The organism is Bacillus sp. FSL K6-2971 (assembly GCF_038006405.1).
Taxonomy (GTDB): domain Bacteria; phylum Bacillota; class Bacilli; order Bacillales; family Bacillaceae; genus Bacillus; species Bacillus pumilus.
The window spans coordinates 299,162-317,401 of record NZ_JBBOVD010000001.1; the positions used below are offsets into that span (position 1 = coordinate 299,162).

Below are 18,240 nucleotides of genomic sequence, written 5' to 3' on the forward strand. Positions count from 1 at the left end.
AATTATGAGATATTCAACACTAGCACCATTTCCAAAGGACTTTTTCTGGGGCGGATCTACATCCGCCTATCAAGTAGAAGGTGCGTGGAACGAGGATGGCAAAGGACCATCTGTCATTGATATGAGAGCAAGTTACCCTGAAGGAACAACAGATTTTAAAGTCGCAAGCGATCACTATCACCGCTATAAAGAGGATGTGAAGATGTTTGCAGAAATGGGTTTGAAGGCTTATCGCTTCTCTATTGCATGGACACGGATCATTCCAAATGGAGATGGGGAGATCAATCAAAAGGGGATTGAATTCTATCATTCTCTCATCGATGAACTGCGCCGCTATGATATTGAACCAATCGTGACGATGTATCATTTTGATCTGCCTCATGCACTTCAAGTAAAAGGCGGTTGGTCAAATCGTGCGACAGTAGATGCGTTTGAACGGTATGCAAAGGTTCTATTTCAGGAGTATGGTCAGAAGGTGAAATATTGGCTGACCATTAATGAACAAAACATGATGATCTTACATGGATCAGCGCTCGGTACACTTGATCCAAATTTAGAAAATCCGAAAAAAGAACTGTATCAGCAGAACCATCATATGCTCGTCGCTCAGGCGAAAGCCATGACGCTTTGTCATCAAATGTTGCCCGAAGCGAAAATTGGACCAGCGCCAAACATCGCGCTCATTTATCCGGCTTCTCCAAAGCCTGAGGATGTGCTTGCTGCGGCGAATTACAATGCGATCCGCAACTGGCTTTATCTTGATATGGCAGTCTTCGGCCGTTATAACAACCTTGCGTGGGCATACATGAAGGAAAAAGACATTCTTCCTGTCATCGAAGAGGGAGATATGGATATTTTGAAAAGCGCGAAGCCGGACTTCATTGCCTTTAACTACTACACATCTCAAACGGTTGAAGCGAGTAAAGGAGATGGCAAGGATGAATTTGCACGCGGCGGAGATCAGCATTTGAAATCTGGTGAAGACGGTGTATACAAAGGTGGCAACAACCCGTTCCTAAGTAAAAATGCGTTTGGCTGGGAGATTGACCCTGTCGGCTTCCGATCAACGATGCGTGAGATTTACGACCGTTATCAGCTGCCTCTTATTATCACGGAAAACGGATTGGGTGCTTTCGACAAATTAGAGGAAGATGGATCGATTCAAGATGATTATCGAATTGACTATTTAGAAAAGCATATCGAACAAATCAAATGGGCGATCACAGACGGCGTCGAGGTCTTCGGATACTGCCCGTGGTCCGCTATCGACTTAATCAGCACACACCAAGGGTGCTCCAAGCGCTACGGATTCATCTACGTCAACCGCGATGAATTTGACCTAAAAGACCTGAAGAGAATCCGTAAAAAGAGCTCTTACTGGTATGAAACCTTGATTCAGCAAAATGGAGAGAACATCGGGGAGTAACAAATAAAAAAGCCAATCACCTCATGTGGGTGGTTGGCTATTTTTCGTTCACTCTAATGGCAAGATGATATTGTTCGAGTTGTTCTAAAATGATAGTCTGATGATATATTGTAAAAAATGGTTTAATATCCATTGTAAGGGAGGGGTTGTTTATATGATGACGATTCTTTTTCTGTTTTTTTTATTGTTTTTCATTTTTTATGCTTTGAATTATATAGGTCAGAAATTGATTGCGAGGGAATACCCAATGAACCATGGCGTGATTGTGACTCTGTCAGCTGTGGAAGGGATTCTCGTTTTTGTCATTGTTGGTGTTAATGAGAAGTTTCCGTTTTTTTAGATCGAATCACTTCTTACTCTCTACTATCATTATACCCCGAATGTAATCTCATTTATAGACTGTTTTCCGCCCAGATCAGGCCGTATACTGTTATACGCAAGTCAAAAACGATAAGGGGTGCGGCTATATGAATGACAAGCAACAAGTTTTAGATCCTGGCCCGTTTTTTCATGGGACGAAAGCGGAATTGAAGATTGGAGATCTGCTTGAACCGCAGTATTTATCGAATTATCAAGATCAAAAATCAAACCATATCTATTTCACCGGAACATTAAACGCAGCCAAGTGGGGTGCTGAATTAGCAAGATCTGATGCGAAAGAGAGAATTTATCTTGTAGAACCATTAGGCGAGTTTGAAAATGATCCGAATTTGACTGACAAAAAATTTCCGGGTAACCCCACACGTTCTTATCGGTCGAAATCCCCTTTGAAAATCGTCGCAGAATTAGGTTCATGGGAAAGACATTCCGATGAAGAAATCGATCATATGCTGAGCTCTTTAAAGAAATTAAGTGAAGAAGGAAAAAATGTCATATACGATTGATGATTCTCAATCACACGAAGGCCGCCTCATCAATAGCTGGGCGGCCTTTTGTTTGATCTTATTGAAACAACGCATCCATCAGCTCATCATATGTTTTCGATTGATTCAGGGAGTGAATGCGGTTTGGATTGTCCAGTAAATCGACGGCCTGTTCAAAGAATTGATTCATGCAGGCTGCGTCATCTTTATGAATGGCTAATAAAAAGACAAGTGATACTTGGTCTCCCTGCCAGTCAATTGGCTGTTTTAAGTGTGCGATGGCTACGCAGGATGTGCCTTCATTTGTGATGAGCGGGTGCGGCATGGCAATTCCTCTTCCAAGATAGGTAGACGACATTTGCTCCCGCTCAAGCACCGAGGACCGAAAAGATGACGATACTAGCTGATACGTTTCTAAACGGCTGCATAGTGTGTCTAATACCTCGTCCTTACTGGATAGGTCAGCGTTCAATAAGGTCAATCGTTCTTGAAAAAACGCCATCAGTTCTTTCGAGGGAGTCCCGTGTCCATTTAATAAATGAATGACTTCATTCACCCGCTGTACATCATGATGTTCAAAAAAGGCGCTGACCTGTATCACTGGTTTTCCCTTTGATGCGAGTGGGACGGTTGTAATGATGACATCACAGGGCAGGGTGGTGCTCATGAGATAATCCTGATAGGAATAAAGCTCGACGATGTCCAGCTCGTGCTGAAAGGCTGCCTTTAATTTAATTTCAAGCAGTCTTGCCGTCCCTAATCCAGACCCGCACACGATAATGGCTTTCTTTTTTTGCGAGGTATCGAGCTGACTTCTTTCAAATGAAGCGGCGATATGCAGGGCAACATATGCTGCCTCATCTTCATTTGGCGTCCGCACCAGCTGTAAGGCATTCAGCCCGCTGACAGCCAAATCAAACGGGTATGGATAGGACGCTTTGATCTCATGCAAAAGCGGATTTTGTAAGGATACGCCATATTGGATTCGATTTAATAATGGCTTCATATGAAGCATCAAGTCTTGCTGCAGGATGTTGTCATCTGCAAATCGATGTCCGCTCATTTTCTCAATGTGCTGTAGAAAGACCGCAACCGCCTGCTGAACTTCCACTGTCGTCTGATGCTGGGCGGTTTCTTTCCACGTTTGATTTGCCAATAGATGCATGACTAAGTAATCTGTTTCATCCTCTGATAAGGTGACATGAAAGGTGTCACTCACCTGCTGTATGATCTTTTGGGCAATTTTCATCAAGACTGGTGATCGTTGTGTACGAGTGGTACTCGCCGATATTCGCTGGTTTTTTCGTGTTTGCTGAATCGCAATTGCTAAGTGAATGACTAAGTTCTTTAAAGCAATGTCTTTAATGAGCAATGACTCTTGATGCAGGTTCGTCAGGACAATAGATCGAATGGTTTCAAGAGAAATATCGGGAAAATGGAGCTGCTCCCGCTCGGTGATATGAGAAAGTGCGGGCTCTTCTTCAAGGAGTAAGTCTGCATAGCATGTTCTTTTTTGCAACTCGTCTCCCTCAATTTTCAAGCCAAATCCAGGCTTTGACACAAGGGTCATACCGTAACGGGCTAACAGCTCTCGTCCTTTTTTCAAATCACTGCTGACCGTCATGCGGCTGATAAACAGTTCTTCAGCCAGCTGGTCAATTTTTAAGTAATCCGGTTGAAGCAATAGCTTTCTCATCATAAATCGTACACGCTCTTCTGGCATGACGGGGACGAGAGAGCGGGCAGGAAGCTTTTGTTGATGAAGCCAAAGCAGGAAGGCGTCTTGATCACTCGTTAATAGGGTGTATCCCTTTCCGCGGATCGTTTTAATCTTGGCTCCAGCTTCCTTTAACTGCTCATTTGCTTCTTTAATTAAATTGCGGATGGAGCGGTCAGATAAGCGAAAAGAGGCAGTAAGCTCCTCCAGCTTCACGAACCCCTTCGTTTCAAATAGCCGCTGAATCAGCTGATAGGTTCGAGGATCTGCCGTCATCATCATTGCGCGGCTCCTTGCGCCTGTAAGGCATCATTACCAAGAGCGATAGCGCCCATTAAACCTGATAATCCATCAAAGGATGGCTTGGTGATAATTTCATTTAAAGGCTTTGGCAGTTGCAAATACCCATGAAGCCGTTTTTCTGTTTCATCAAGAATGAGCGGCAGCATAGCGGGCTGTTTCATCACACCTCCGCCGAGAATGATGCGCTCTGGCGAAAGGGTGAGTAATAAATTGGCGGTCATCTGCCCGAGATAGTAGGCATGAAGTGACCAGGCAGGATGATCCTCTGGCAGCATGGGTGCCAGTGTATGATAGCGTCCTTCTATGGCAGGTCCAGATGCCAGCCCCTCTAAACAATCATGATGTATAGGGCAGCAGCCACCAAAGGAATCATGAGGGTGCCGCTGCACTGTGATATGACCCATTTCTGGATGCAGCAACCCGTGAATGAGGCGGTGTTCAATATAGGCACCGCCGCCTATTCCAGTTCCAACAGTGATATAGACCAAAGATGCCGGTTTTTCTGCTTCAACTGAAAAGCGGGCTTCTCCGAGTGCTGCACAGTTCACATCGGTATCAAGCTTCATCGGGAGCCCAAGGGCTTGTTTTAAAGTAGAAAGTAAAGGGAATTGGCGCCAGGCTGTTTTGGGTGTCTCTAAAATCGTCCCATAGCTTGGACTTTGTTCTTTTACATCGACAGGCCCGAATGCTCCAATGCCAATGGCATCGACAGGATGCTTTGTAAAGTAATCGATCACTTGCCGGCATGTTTCAATTGGGTTTCCTGTTGCAAAGGAAGTCATGTGTTCAATCGTTCCATTTGTTGTTCCGTAGCCGCAGACAAATTTTGTTCCGCCTGCTTCAATGCCTCCAATTCGCATGATCAATGCCCTCCATTAAAGAGGGGCGGAATCCAAATGGATCCCGCCCCTACATGTTCATTTTTTCTTTACAATGTAGGTTTGTACCTGACAAGGTGTGAGCGGTTCAATGTGTAATGATCCATGTTGTGCTTTGAGTATATGTCCTTCAGGTGTTTCGCCTAAATTCGCTGTTTCTCCGTGTTGTAGAGATGAACTATTGATTGAAGCGGCTGTTTGACGCGTTAAATATGGATTGAAGAGACGGATGACAATGCCTGTTCCATGCTCTTCTTTTTTCAGAGCGCTTAGAATGGCTCCGTCTGTCTCAATGTCAAGCAGGCTATAAGTAGATTGTAAGTCTTCTTTTTCATCTCGGAAAGAGAAAATTAAACGACCGTTTAAAAAGTCTGCCCGTTCGTAGCATTGAACTGGGGTTGTATACCGCTTGGCAAGCTGCGCTAAGTGCCCCTCGCTGACAGCATCCTTGCTATAGTGCATGCCAAATGAGAACGACAGTGCACCTTGTAGCTGAGCGTCAGGTGTCTCAACAATTTTTTCGCCAGATGCGCGTCCTGGACGGTAAAGAAGATTTTCTTTCCCCATTTTTCCGAAACAACGGAAAAGCGTATACGCAATCGTTGTGTAGCCTTCTCCTGTGATCTGATATTCTCTCACGCAGTCCGTCAACAGAGCGACACCGTATGCTTCATCACGAAGTGCAGTAAAGGATTGCATCGGTTCAATGGTGATCGGTTTTTCTTCCCAATGTTCATTGCTCCACCATTCAAGTTCTTGCGTGAGCTCTGTTGGGCGTTCGATGGTTCCAAACTGCTGATCGCTCAGTGATACCTTTGATGCGATGCCTGTATCAAAGAGGACACGCAGACGATGGTCTAACGCATGATTGTCGACATCGACATGAAAACGGATGACAGGCTCATCTTTGTTTAATGCTATCTTCGCTGTGATTGGGAGTGAAGTCGTGACTGATTGCTGAGAGCGCTCTTCTAAGTCATAAGGGACAGTAAGAGTAAGCTGGACGGTGAGCTCTTCTTGCAAGCCGCTTTTAGACACTTTGATGTCTGCCGAAGAAAGATCCTTGGATGACACATACAGATCCTCACGCGGTGGTGAATAATTGTAGGAATCCCCGTCGTCTCCATTGTCTTCAAAGATCATTTGCTCAGAGAATGTCCGGCCTGTTTGTTTATCTGTGATCTCCAGTGATCCGTTGTCATTTGCCGTAATGCGGTAATACGTATTTTCAATCGCGCGTCCTTCTGTTTGTTCCCATGCAGATTCGCTTGATTCATCGAAAACCATGCTGACTTGTGTATAACCAACGGATGGTAAGCTGGTGGCTTCGATCAGTAAAACGGCTTTCCATACTTGTTTTGGCATGTACACTTCTTTACTTGGGTTAAGAGAAATTTGCTGTGCCAGCACATAATCTGTGACATCGGTTTTGTTTTTCACTGTGTACTGAAGCGTTCTCCCATGCGCATCTTTTAGCGTAAATGGACGTTCCGTGATAAAGGTTTCGACTTCAATGACTTCAGAACGCTTTGAAGGCAATGTATTAAATAACGTAAGTGTGATGTCTTGCTCAGTTTGCAGTCGAATAGCGATGAGACGCATGTGTAAGTCCACAAGATTCTCGGCGATTTCCTTTGCCTGTTTGTAGCGGAAGAAGACATCTTGATTCGTCGTATCACTATTACATCCGCCAATGCTGTCATGCGCTGCATTTTCAAACATGAGGTACCAAATATCACGAACCGTATCATGCGGATAGTCGTGTCCGAGTGAATAGCTGATCGTGAGGATAGGCTCCACCACATTGACGAGATAGTTTTCAATTTGATTGTTTAAGATTTTTAAATCAGCTCGTGTTGAAAAAATAGATTTGTGAATCCGCATATGCTTCGCATGAATGAGCTCTCCTTCTAAAGTTTCAAAAGACGTTCGCTCTTTTTTCACTGCTGCAATGTAATCTTCTAAACTGCTGATTTGATAGTGGTGCTCGTCAAGTTCATTGGCTTTTTCTAATAAGTCAGGCAGGTTTTTGCGGATCGGTGCCTGATCAAAGCCATTTGGGAAATAGACATTCTTTGTGGTTGCCTTTGCTTGCAGCGCACCGATTTTTTCAGATAAAAAGGCTTGTAAGTCCTCATCCTTTTCAGGAATATTTCCACCGTAGTAGTAGCCAAATGGCAGGTTTACCGCAAAGACTTCACTACCGTCAGCACCTTGCCAATTGAATTCAGTGTGATTCGTCATATGGTCTGAAACGCCGCGCCAAAAAGCTGTATCCACAATGCCGAATCCGCGGTAAATTTGAGGCATTTGCGCGGATTGACCGAAGGAATCAGGGACATAGCCGACTTTCATCACATGACCGAACTGCTGACAGCGTTCAATCCCGTATTGCAGGTTCCGTACAATCGATTCACCTGAAATGACGAGCTGGTCGGTTTGGGTATACCATGGGCCGATGATGAGACGTTTGGCTGTGACGAGCTTTTTGATTCGACTCTCATCCTCAGGACGCCATTTCAAGTAATCATCCAATAAGGATGCCTGAGCATCGAGCATGAAGTAATGGAACCTGTCATCTGTTTCAAGGGTGTCTAAAATGTCCATTACGCTTTTCATTAAGTAGATACGGGAGCGGGAGGTGGTGAAATACCATTCCCGGTCCCAGTGAGTATGTGGAATCACATGTACATTGACAGTCATTGATCAACGACACCTTTCTATGTGCAAATTATCCTTCTAGTACAAGGTCAAAATCGTCTTCTTCTTTCTGCTTCTGATCATGCTCAGGTGTTTTTGGTTCTTTTTTCTCAGAGAAATTCACAAGCAGGTTGGCACCAATACCGATGACGAGTGCGCCAGTAAGGGCACCGATTAAATAAGCCCACCAGTTTCCAACTGAGAAGAAGCCATATAGTCCACCAATTGGCGGCATGATGTCATGAACACCTAATAATGCAGCGACCCCGCTTCCAGCAGCACAAGCGACGACATTCAGCGGAATCAATTTCAAAGGATTGACAAGGGTAAAAGGGATCGCTCCTTCTGTAATACCGATAATGCCCATGACAAGGCCGCCACGTCCGGCTTCTCTAAAGGTTGGAGAGAAGTTGCGTTTTCGAATCAGTGTCGCAAGCCCGTATCCAAGCGGCGGAATGACAATCGCAATATTGACGAGAATGGCAGGGAGGTAGACGCCTGATAGGAAGAGCGCGTTACCGGCCATCCAAGCAGATTTATTCACTGGTCCGCCAAGATCAAAGCCAATCATCGCACCTAAAATGAGAGCGAGTGCGAGTGTGCTTGTCCCGTTAGCGACCATACCTTTGATCCATTCAATTAATGCCGTGTTCAAAGCGCCTAAAGGCCCGCCCAGTAGAACGGACATGAGAAGTCCAGTTAAGCCAACGGTAATAAGCGGTAAGATGAGCAGAGGAACAAGTCCGGCTGCGGAGCCTTTAATTTGAATTTTCCGTTTCACAAAAAGAGCGACATATCCTGCGAAGAAGCCTGCAATAACGGCACCGATAAATCCAGCATTCGTTGAGCTGGCAAGGGCACCGCCGATGAAGCCGGCTGCAAGCCCTGATTTATCCGCAATCGAATAGGCGATAAATCCAGCGAGCAGGACGTTCATTAACCCAATGCCTGTCCAGCCAACCTGCTCCATTAAATAGGCGCCGTGTAAAATGCCGCCAGCATCCTTATAGGCGTTTAAATCTGAAACACCAAATCCTAATCCGACTAGTTTGGCTAAACCAACGATAAGGGAGGCGCCAATGATTACAGGAAGAATATAAGAAATACCGGTCATGAGATGGCCTTCAATGACTTTTAATTTTGCTTTCATTTTGCTTTGCTCCTTTCTATATGGCATTGCTCACGTTTATTGAGATTCAGATTTTTTCTTTTCAACAAGTGCTACAGCTTTTGTGATGATTTGCTCGGCATTTTTTAAGGCGCGTCCGATCTCGACACGTACTGTGGGAATGCCTGAGAAACGTTCCGCATCGTTGATGTGCTGGTTGGAGGCAATGATGCAGAGGTCTGCCTGCTTTGCTTCCTCTGCTGTAATGCCATTTACCTGTCCCATAATCCCTTGCTGCTCGATTTTGATCTCGTGACCGAGCTGTTTACCCGCATTTTCTAACGCCTTTGCTGCCATTGGTGTATGAGCTAACCCTGCTGGACATGAAGTGACACCGACAATTTTCATTGTGTAATCCCCTCTTTCAATTGTTGTTCAATGACTTCGTAATAGTAGTCAGTGGTTTGACCTGGTTGTATTTTTTCGATGAAAGCCGGTTCCATGAGGCTTGTCGCAATCCCTGACAGTAATTTCAAGTGTGTGACATTTGCTTCTTCTAATGGAACGAGCAGTGTAAATAAATAACTTGTGGGTAAATCGTCAAAGCTTCCCCATTCAATCGGTTGTTCTAGCTCTAAAAAAAGAAGTGAAGCCGTTTGAACAGCGGAGCTTTTTGTATGAGGAATGGCGAAGCCTTGTTGAAGTCCTGTTGAGACTTCGTCTTCGCGAATCAACAAATCTGATAATAACCCCGCCTGATCGTTTGTAATCTGAAGGTCTTCAGCTTTCTCGGCAATGTATTGTAAAATCTCATTCTTTGATCGTCCGTTTACTTGTGTGAAAACATGATCTTTTTGAAACAAGCTGATCCCTTCTCTCTTGTTTGTTAAGCGCTTACAAGTTGATTGTAATGTACTTTTCGACATGGTTAAATAGCATCATTTTCCGTTTGAAATGGCAAAAAGTTTATGAAGCTATTCGTCTTGCTGTCTGTTATCTCAAATCCTAGCTTAAAACGAGTTTAATTATGCAAAAAACAGATTCTACTAAATGCATTTCTGTGATATTCTTCCAAGGTATTACAAAAGATAAGGGGGTCTTTTCATGTTCAAAAAGCAGGTCAAATCTTGTGTGGTCGTACTCATGGCCATTATTCTCTGTATGGCGGTATTACCTGGATACGAGGCAGCAGCTGCCAGTAAAGGAACAAATGTCAATGAAGCCATTGGGTTAAAAAATGGTGAAGTCATCTCAGGGACATTACAGAATGAAATGGAAGAGTCATGGTACCAAATCACGCCATCAGCACAAGAGGTGGCAAAACATACACATATGAAAATTTCTGTCAAAAGTAAACAAATGTTATCCGTATCGGTCTATCCAAGTAAAGACAGAGCGATGAAGGATGACACTTATTCGAGATATCGTGTGGACACTGCAAGTGGAGAGACAGAGGTAGATTTCCCGCATGCATGGTCAGGTCCTTACTTTGTCAAAGTGCTCTACTTAGGGTCGGAGGAAGACAGCCGTGATGAGGAAGAGGATGCGGCCTATACAATCGGGTATAAAGGAGCTAACCTTCCGCCTTCTGAACCCGTTTTCCCTGAAGACGATGAGCCTGGTATCATTATTATTGAGAAGAAGTACGGGCGCGAAATTCTCCAATCGATTCGTACAATTGAAGATAAACGTTTTAATGAAACACCAAATGGTCAGAAGCTGAGCCGTGTGCTTCAAAAAACAAAGCCATTTCTCAAATCGAAACTCATCAAACAAAAAAATGAGCAGCAAAAGGTATACAATCATCTGCTGACATTAAAGTCACTGCTAAATGACGTAGAGAAAAATGGTGCATTTAGCGGTCATATTGTAACAAAGAAAGAACAACAGGCGATCCGTTCCCTTTTTGATATGCTCAAAGGGGCAAGTCCTGCCTATTTAAAAAAGGAATTAGAAGCAGTGAGTCAACAGATTGGAATCGATCAGCTTGAAGGAAAATCGATCGGTTATGTATTAGAGAAGCAAAAGCTTGTAAAAGAAGAGAAAGTGAAGACGAATAAGATCATTTTTAAATTAAAGGATGGCCACACGCTTCAATCTGCGAAAAAGAAGATGAAAAGCTATGGAATCCAAGAAAACCGTGTGACATCGCAGTCAGTAAGTCCTTTGTTTAAAGGAATGTATGTCTATGATGTGCCAGCAGGGCAAGAATCAGCTGGAAAGACTTTAAAAGCAGGCAAAGCTGTGATCAAAAGCACTGCGAGAAAGCTGTCCAGCATGCCGAATGTTGAATTCGCGGAGCCTGTTCAAACCTATCGTGCACTAAGCAATGACGTGCAGTATGGTTACCAGTGGCCCCTGAAAAACAGTGCGCAAAACAGCGGGAAAAAAGGCGCTGATGTGAAGTTTGAACAAATGAATACACTGATTGGCACAAGCAAAATGAAGCAAACATTAATTGCAGTTGTGGATACAGGTGTAGACAGTCGTTTGACTGATTTAAGCGGGACTGTTCGTACGGACTTAGGTGCGAATCTCATTGGACGAAACAAAGATGCGATTGATGACAATGGACATGGTACGCACGTAGCTGGCATCATTGCCGCAAAAGCCGATAATTATTACTCGATGGCAGGTCTCAACCAACATACGGGCATCATTCCGGTGAAGGTGCTGGATGCCTATGGTTTTGGAGATACAGAGCATATTGCACTTGGAATCAAGCATGCAGTGGATAAAGGCGCAAAGGTCATCAACATGAGTCTTGGTGGCTACTACAGCCGGGTGATTGAATATGCAATGAACTACGCGGCTCAAAGAAATGTACTAGTGGTCGTGGCGAGTGGAAATGATGGCGTTCCAGAAATGGGCTATCCTGCGACATCAAAGTACGCAATGGCCATTGGTGCAAGCAACCGTATGGATATTGCCGCTGAATTCTCAAGCTATGGTAAAGGACTGAGCATGTCTGCACCAGGATCTGATATTCCAAGCTTAATGCCAGATGGGAATGTCTCATACCTGAGCGGGACATCAATGGCGACACCATATGTGGCAGCGGCAGCAGGATTACTGCTTTCTAAAAATCCAACCTTAAAGCCGAATCAAGTAAGGAATATCTTGCAAAGCACAGCCGATAATATCTCCTTTACTTCTGTTGATGGAACAGATGACGTTTTCTATGATGAAAACGATGAGCCAATTGTCGATCCGAAAATTCCAGGGATCGATTGGATGACAGGACATGGCAGACTGAATGCATTTGCTGCTTTAAGTGCTGTCGAACTGAACGCATCTGTGAGCAAAGTGGAGTATCAGCATCAAAAGGTGACAGGTAAAGCAAAGGCAGGCGCTGCTATTTCTGTGTATAGAGGCAAAACCCTGCTTGGAAAAGGCACAGCAGGCAAAAATGGAACCTTTAGCGTGAAGATCAAGCATCAGAATAAAAACAAAGTCCTTCACATTAAGATTTCAAAAGGAAAGGCCGCTACAACGCTCAAAACAGTCGTCAAAAAAGGCAAAGCACCAGCTAAGCCGAAAGTGGGCAAAGTAACGGTCAAAAGTAAAACGGTCAAAGGGACTGCGGGTGCAGGATTGACCATTAAAGTGAAAAACAAATCAAAGAAAGTCATCAAAACGGTAAAAACAAATAACAAGGGCGCATTTACTGCTCAAATAAAACCGCAAAAAGCCAAAACAGTCTTGTATGTGACCGCTTCTGATGTGAGAAAAAGAGAAAGCAAAGCGGTGAAGGTCGTTGTTGTGAAAAAGTAAGAGGAGAGCTTCCCTTTCTAAAGAAGGGAAGTTTCAGCGTGTAGACAAACCCTCGCATTCGTTGTCAGGACTGTGCTCCGGTGCTCACGAATGTCAAATTCGCTCCGCTCCTGTGCTCGCCCTTCCTAGACTACAAAGGTTTTCTATCACGCTGAAAAGAAGACAAAGGGCTAAAATAAAGATCATTTTAGCCCTTTGTCAACAATCTGGAACTTCCCTTTCTAAAAAAGGGAAGTTTTTTTGCTTGTTACTGGAAAAATACCAATTAATGTCGATAGTAATATAGCAGGAAAAAAAAGGAGGATTTATCGATGAAAAAAATCATGTTTGCTTTCTTTCTATCATTGCTTCTCGTATTCCCAACATTTGCACATGCAGAGGAAACAGGGGCAGTACCAGCTTCCGTTCAAGTAACAAGTGTCACAGCAGCCGATAGTGGATTAGTGAATTACGGCTATGGCAGTAAATATCGCGTGGGTTCTTATTATCCAGCTACTTTTAAAGGAGCACTAAAAGATACAAGTGGAAATCTCATGCCCAATCAGCCGATCCAGCTTTATTTTGAAGCAGCAATTAAATCATATGCTCAAACAGCGACAGGCACAACAGACGTAAATGGACAATTTTCACTAACGATTCAAGTTCCTTCAGGTGCAGGCTACCTTACATACAATAATGCAGGCTGGTCTACACATTACTATGATATCGTTCCAGTGACGTTCACTTCAAATGACATCAAGCTATCATCAAATGTCACAAGTGTTTACCATTTGGCATATACATTACGTAACTAATCTGCTGGGGGACACGACTTGGCTGAAGCCTTGTCGTTTTTTTCATAGAAAAAAGGATGTCATCATGTGACATCCCTTTCTTTTTGTTAGCAAACCTGCTGGGCGGCAACCGAAAGAGTCGATAAACAAACACTCATGAGCCGTGACTCCCAGATTCGATCGAGCGTTTACCTTTTAGTTCTGAGCTTTGATGGATAAGAACTTTTACACTTGAACGTTGATCCTTGAACCTTCAGCTTTGAGCTTTTATCAAGGATCATCCAGAGATGATCAGATGAGGAGGGAATGACCTTTCCCTCGGAGGTGTTTAGTTCTATCGATTTTCGGCTCACTAACAAAATCTATTAATTGATCTGTATTTTCGTTAGTGTATTGCTTTCTGACAAGGAAAAATCAACTTCCATTTGAAAATCCTCAATCTCGGTCGAAAGCTTTTCAATCTTCACTCGAAGACGAAGCGGATCGATGATCGTCGCCTCATTTTCAGCGAGGAACGATTTGACGATCTCTTGGTTGGCAGCCGCTTGTGTTTTTCCGTCTTTTCCAAATAGGGTTTCTAAATGCTGGTCGAGCCTCTTCTTCACATCTTCATTGGTTTGTTCTGCTTTGTCTACTAGCTCTGTGTACACCTTTTTCAATTTCCGTAAATAACGAATATCGTATTCTATCGACGTCTTCCGTTCAATCGCTTCTGCCACCGTCATGCTGACACCCGCAACATCAATCGTTGTCGTCGCATTCGACACAACGATGGCTGATTTGATGGCATTCCGGCGTTTGATTAATGCTTGAATCGATTGGTCATCAGCCTTCGCCTTCTTTTCGATGTCTTCTTGATGTTGAAACCCGTGCTGTATATGTTTCCCGATCATCAATCCACCAAGTACGGCTTCATCAACGGTTCGGTTGATTCTCTTGTCTAACATTTTCAGTTCACTTAATGCTCTTGTAATGGTCATTTCCATATTAGTGACAACTCCCTTGGTTCATCCTGAAAATCATAGATTCCTATCATATACCAAAGTGTGCTTCTTTTACTAGCGATATCCTTTTTTGTCAAACTGTTAGAAAAAAACCTGGCGTTATACACCAGGTTCTTCACGCTTTTTCTGAATCCAAGTTGTCACATAATAGGCAGCATAGCAGAGCGCGATGAAAGGGATGCCGCAGATAAGGGCAATCCGCTGATTTGGATCAAAGGCAATGCCGATCACAGAGGCAAGACACAGGAAGAAGGCAGCAATCGGAACCACTGGATAGAGCGGGGTTCGAAAGGAAAGATCATGGAGCTGTCCGCCTTCTTGTAAAAAACGTTTCCGAAACATAAATTGTGAGGCAGCAATCCCCATCCACACGATCACAACGGCCAGTCCTGAGATCGAAACAAGGACAAGGTATACCGTTTCTGGTGCGATGACACTTGATAACAAAGAAAGAATCCCGCCGATCATACTTAAAATCAGTGCATTCAAAGGAATTCCTTTTGATGTTAGCTTCGCCAGTTTTTTAGGCAGTGTCCGTTCCTCAGAAAGTGACCAGAGCATACGGGATGAAGCGTATAGTCCAGAGTTTGCGGCAGATAAGATCGCTGTCAAAATGACAAAATTCATGAAATCTGCGGCATATGGGATCCCGATGTGATCAAACACCACAACAAATGGACTTTTGATCACCCCGGCTTCTTCCACTGGGATCAAGCCGGCTAAGACCACGATTGTTCCAACGAAAAACAAGACAAGACGCAGTACGGTAGTGCGAATCGCTCTTGGAATGGTCTCGTCAGGATTGACGCTTTCACCCGCAGCAATCCCAATTAACTCCGTACCTGAAAAAGCGAAATTGACGGCCAGCATCGTCATTAAAATTGGTAAAAAGCCGTTTGGGAAAAGTCCACCTTCCCCGGTGAAGTTAGAAAAGAATGGAGCGGCCTCACCGCCCTTTAACGGAATCAAGCCAAACATCGCAGCTCCGCCAAGAATAATAAAGAGAATAATAGCCATTACTTTAATGCTGGAAAACCAAAACTCTGATTCTGCAAAAAACTTAACTGTAAACGCATTGAGTAAAAAGATAAGAAGAGCAAAGACGCCGCTCCACATCCAAACCGATGTGTCCGGGAACCAGCGCTGCATTAAAAGCCCTGCCGCTGTAAATTCCGATCCGAGTGCGACTGTCCATGTCAGCCAGTACAGCCAAGCAATTGTGTAGCCTGTGCCGGGTCCAATATATTTTGTTGCATACGTATGAAATGCCCCTGTAACCGGCATTGCAACAGACAGCTCACCTAAACAGAGCATCACGAGGTACACAATTAATGCCCCGACAAGATAGGCAAGAATCGTTCCCGCAGGCCCAGCCTGACTGATGGTATACCCAGAGCTTAAAAAGAGCCCTGTTCCAATGACGCCGCCTAGCGAAAGCATGAACAGGTGGCGGCTCGTCATTTTTCGTTGATATTGTTGTGACTCATCTTTTGCTTGTTCCATGTCTTCCCGCCCTTTTGCTTAGAAGTATGTGTGATGATTCATGATGCTATGATGTGGTTAGTTTTAAGATGTCCGTAATATCTTCTGGGGTTGTCCTGCAGCAGCCGCCGATGATATGCGCGCCGTCTTGATACCATTGATGCGCACATTCACCAAATGTATGCTGAGGCGTATCTCCGCTCCATACCTTTTCTTCAGGATCATATAATTCTCCTGAGTTTGGATACACGACAATCGGCTTGCTCGTCCCCTTTTTCATCTCTTGAATGAGAGAAGAGATAAATTGCGGCGGCGTACAGTTTACACCAACAGCAGCGATCTGTTCATAAGGTTCCAGTGCTTGTACACATTCTCTGAGCAAATCTCCTTCACTAATATGAAGGTCGTCCTTCGCGCTGAATGTAATCCAAGCAGATACACCACTGAATTCATCTTGCAGCAGCTTTGCAATGGCCGTTGCTTCAATGAGACAAGGGATCGTTTCACACGCAAGAATATCTGCACCAGCTTCTACTAATGCCTGAATCCTTGGTCTATGAAAATCAATGAGTGCCTGCTCTGTGAGTCCGTAATTTCCTTTATATTCTGAACCATCAGACAAATAAGCGCCGAATGGCCCCACAGATCCTGCGACAAATGGTTTTGTCCGCCCTTTACGACGCGCTTCATCTTGCCAAAAAAGATCGCGTGCCTCTTTTGCTAAAGTGACAGATCGTTTCATTAGTTCAATGGCTTCTTCTTTTGAATAGCCTTTTTCAGCGAAGCCATCAATCGTTGTTTGGTAGCTCGCTGTTGTGGCACAGTCAGCTCCGGCTTGGAAGTAATCCAAGTGTACTTGCTGAATCAATTCTGGCTGTTCAATAAGTATTTTGGCTGACCATAAACTGTCGTTTAAATTGCAGCCCTTTCGTTCAAGCTCTGTTGCAAGTGCACCGTCTAAAATTAAAGGTGCGTGAGCCTGTAAACGGCTTTGAATAGGATTCATCGAATTGAACACCCTCCTTTTTAGTCGGAAATGATGGATATGATATGAGGCAGTAGTTTAAATGACTAAAGTGTTTTTGTCAAGGAGAGGAAAAAGCATGTGACCGCGGAAAAACCCTGAAAACATGCGGGTTTACATGCATAAACATGCAGTCAAAATAATAGAAAACCAAGTCATTGACAGCCTCTAAAAAGAGATATATATTATGGAAAGGTTCATTTCAGAAAGCTTCGTCAAAAGGCGCTGTCTTTTGATTTTTTTTGTTCAACGACTGTCTTCTTTCGTGAAGAAAGAGGGTTTTTTATATGCTTAAAAAAGGAGGAAAGAAGAAATTGAAAAAATGTGTAAAAGATATCGCAATGATTCTAATTGGTTCTTTTTTATTTGCCGCCGCAGTGAACATGTTTGTCATTCCGCTTGAATTTGGTGAAGGCGGTGTAACGGGGCTGTCCATCATTTTCTATTATTTGTTTGAAATTGCACCATGGCTGACGAACCTAGTGTTTAATGCCATCCTGCTGCTTGTGGGGTATAAATATTTGGACAAGAAGACGACGATTTATACTGTGGTTGCCGTCGCGAGTAACTCCCTATTTTTACACCTGACCACAACATGGGTCGTGAATGTTCACGAATTGATCATTGGAGCCATTTTCGCAGGAATCATTATCGGAATTGGGATTGGTCTTGTGCTAAGAGCAGGCGGTACAACGGCGGGTTCTGCCATACTCGGGAGAATTGCCAACAAGTATTTAGACTGGAACGTGAGCTACGCCATCTTGTTCTTTGATCTGATCGTCGTATTTGCTTCCTACTTTATTATTGGTGCGGAAAAATTAATGTTCACGATTGTGATGCTGTACGTGGCAACAAAGGTGATGGACTTCGTGATAGAAGGGCTTAACACGAAAAAGGCAGTAACGATTATTTCTTCATGCAAAGATGATATTGCCGAAGAAATCAATCACACCTTGGATCGAGGCGTGACGATTTTAAACGGCCGCGGTCATTATTCAAAGGAATCGAAGGAAATTCTCTATGCAGTCATTCAAAAGCAAGAGCTTATGCGCCTAAAGAAAATCATCAAGAAAATTGATCGGGATGCATTCGTTGTTGTCCATGACGTGCGTGATGTGTTCGGAGAAGGATTTGTGAATATATAAAAACGAGAAGACCCCATTCCATTAGGGTCTTTTTTTTATACTT

14 protein-coding genes are annotated in these 18,240 nt (G+C 43.9%); 5 read left to right on the top strand and 9 right to left on the bottom strand.

From position 1 onward, the window contains the following. Positions 1-4: 4 nt before the first annotated feature. Positions 5-1,426, top strand: coding sequence for a glycoside hydrolase family 1 protein (locus MHI33_RS01770; RefSeq protein ID WP_126741731.1), 1,422 nt, complete (start codon positions 5-7; stop codon positions 1,424-1,426). A 467-nt stretch (positions 1,427-1,893) separates the two neighbouring features. Then, positions 1,894-2,310 (top strand): NAD(+)--rifampin ADP-ribosyltransferase, encoded by a 417-nt coding sequence (arr, locus tag MHI33_RS01775; RefSeq protein WP_065098706.1) that lies wholly within the window; start codon positions 1,894-1,896, stop codon positions 2,308-2,310. A gap of 58 nt (positions 2,311-2,368) precedes the next feature. Here arr and MHI33_RS01780 read toward each other — a convergent pair whose 3' ends face one another. The 6 genes from MHI33_RS01780 to MHI33_RS01805 are packed head-to-tail and all read right to left on the bottom strand — an operon-like array spanning position 2,369 to position 9,858. Then, positions 2,369-4,288, bottom strand: a complete 1,920-nt coding sequence (locus MHI33_RS01780) for a BglG family transcription antiterminator (RefSeq protein WP_340908614.1) — start codon at positions 4,286-4,288, stop codon at positions 2,369-2,371. Beyond that, the gene (locus MHI33_RS01785; protein ID WP_217012763.1) at positions 4,285-5,169 is read right to left on the bottom strand and encodes an ROK family protein; all 885 of its coding nucleotides are present in this window, start codon (positions 5,167-5,169) and stop codon (positions 4,285-4,287) included. The genes MHI33_RS01780 and MHI33_RS01785 overlap by 4 nt, the downstream gene beginning before the upstream one ends. A gap of 57 nt (positions 5,170-5,226) precedes the next feature. After that, entirely contained in the window at positions 5,227-7,890 is a 2,664-nt protein-coding gene (gene mngB / locus MHI33_RS01790; protein WP_217012762.1) for a mannosylglycerate hydrolase, read from the bottom strand. A 28-nt stretch (positions 7,891-7,918) separates the two neighbouring features. Continuing rightward, positions 7,919-9,037, bottom strand: a complete 1,119-nt coding sequence (locus MHI33_RS01795) for a PTS fructose transporter subunit IIC (RefSeq protein WP_065098710.1) — start codon at positions 9,035-9,037, stop codon at positions 7,919-7,921. A gap of 36 nt (positions 9,038-9,073) precedes the next feature. Continuing rightward, positions 9,074-9,403: a PTS fructose transporter subunit IIB gene (locus MHI33_RS01800; protein WP_007498438.1), complete on the bottom strand. Its 330-nt coding sequence runs from the start codon at positions 9,401-9,403 to the stop codon at positions 9,074-9,076. After that, complete coding sequence (locus MHI33_RS01805; protein WP_044139206.1) at positions 9,400-9,858, bottom strand: PTS sugar transporter subunit IIA; 459 nt, start codon at positions 9,856-9,858, stop codon at positions 9,400-9,402. Before MHI33_RS01805 ends, MHI33_RS01800 begins: the two co-directional genes overlap by 4 nt. Before the next feature lie 241 nt (positions 9,859-10,099). Here MHI33_RS01805 and MHI33_RS01810 point away from each other — a divergent pair, with 241 nt between their 5' ends. Then, entirely contained in the window at positions 10,100-12,769 is a 2,670-nt protein-coding gene (locus tag MHI33_RS01810; protein ID WP_340908626.1) for a S8 family peptidase, read from the top strand. 311 nt (positions 12,770-13,080) lie between these two features. Further along, a complete protein-coding gene (locus MHI33_RS01815) occupies positions 13,081-13,563 on the top strand; it encodes a hypothetical protein (protein ID WP_326480644.1) in 483 nt (160 codons plus the stop codon). Between the two features lie 344 nt (positions 13,564-13,907). Here MHI33_RS01815 and MHI33_RS01820 read toward each other — a convergent pair whose 3' ends face one another. From MHI33_RS01820 to mmuM, 3 genes are all read right to left on the bottom strand, one after another. After that, a complete protein-coding gene (locus tag MHI33_RS01820) occupies positions 13,908-14,528 on the bottom strand; it encodes a hypothetical protein (protein WP_044139210.1) in 621 nt (206 codons plus the stop codon). 117 nt (positions 14,529-14,645) lie between these two features. Beyond that, on the bottom strand, positions 14,646-16,049 hold the full coding sequence (gene mmuP, locus MHI33_RS01825; RefSeq protein WP_065098714.1) for an S-methylmethionine permease: 1,404 nt from the start codon (positions 16,047-16,049) through the stop codon (positions 14,646-14,648). Between the two features lie 46 nt (positions 16,050-16,095). Next, entirely contained in the window at positions 16,096-17,034 is a 939-nt protein-coding gene (gene mmuM / locus MHI33_RS01830) for a homocysteine S-methyltransferase (protein WP_044139212.1), read from the bottom strand. A 332-nt stretch (positions 17,035-17,366) separates the two neighbouring features. Between mmuM and MHI33_RS01835 the strand changes: the two genes are divergently transcribed. Then, a complete protein-coding gene (locus MHI33_RS01835; RefSeq protein ID WP_034320763.1) occupies positions 17,367-18,197 on the top strand; it encodes a YitT family protein in 831 nt (276 codons plus the stop codon). Positions 18,198-18,240: the final 43 nt, after the last annotated feature.

Bases quoted from the DNA above. Each gene is read 5' to 3' on its own strand.
- MHI33_RS01770 (WP_126741731.1), top strand. From the start codon at position 5: ATGAGATATTCAACACTAGCACCATTTCCAAAGGACTTTTTCTGGGGC.
- arr (WP_065098706.1), top strand. From the start codon at position 1,894: ATGAATGACAAGCAACAAGTTTTAGATCCTGGCCCGTTTTTTCATGGG.
- MHI33_RS01780 (WP_340908614.1), bottom strand. From the start codon at position 4,288: ATGATGATGACGGCAGATCCTCGAACCTATCAGCTGATTCAGCGGCTA.
- MHI33_RS01785 (WP_217012763.1), bottom strand. From the start codon at position 5,169: ATGCGAATTGGAGGCATTGAAGCAGGCGGAACAAAATTTGTCTGCGGC.
- mngB (WP_217012762.1), bottom strand. From the start codon at position 7,890: ATGACTGTCAATGTACATGTGATTCCACATACTCACTGGGACCGGGAA.
- MHI33_RS01795 (WP_065098710.1), bottom strand. From the start codon at position 9,037: ATGAAAGCAAAATTAAAAGTCATTGAAGGCCATCTCATGACCGGTATT.
- MHI33_RS01800 (WP_007498438.1), bottom strand. From the start codon at position 9,403: ATGAAAATTGTCGGTGTCACTTCATGTCCAGCAGGGTTAGCTCATACA.
- MHI33_RS01810 (WP_340908626.1), top strand. From the start codon at position 10,100: ATGTTCAAAAAGCAGGTCAAATCTTGTGTGGTCGTACTCATGGCCATT.
- MHI33_RS01815 (WP_326480644.1), top strand. From the start codon at position 13,081: ATGAAAAAAATCATGTTTGCTTTCTTTCTATCATTGCTTCTCGTATTC.
- MHI33_RS01820 (WP_044139210.1), bottom strand. From the start codon at position 14,528: ATGGAAATGACCATTACAAGAGCATTAAGTGAACTGAAAATGTTAGAC.
- mmuP (WP_065098714.1), bottom strand. From the start codon at position 16,049: ATGGAACAAGCAAAAGATGAGTCACAACAATATCAACGAAAAATGACG.
- mmuM (WP_044139212.1), bottom strand. From the start codon at position 17,034: ATGAATCCTATTCAAAGCCGTTTACAGGCTCACGCACCTTTAATTTTA.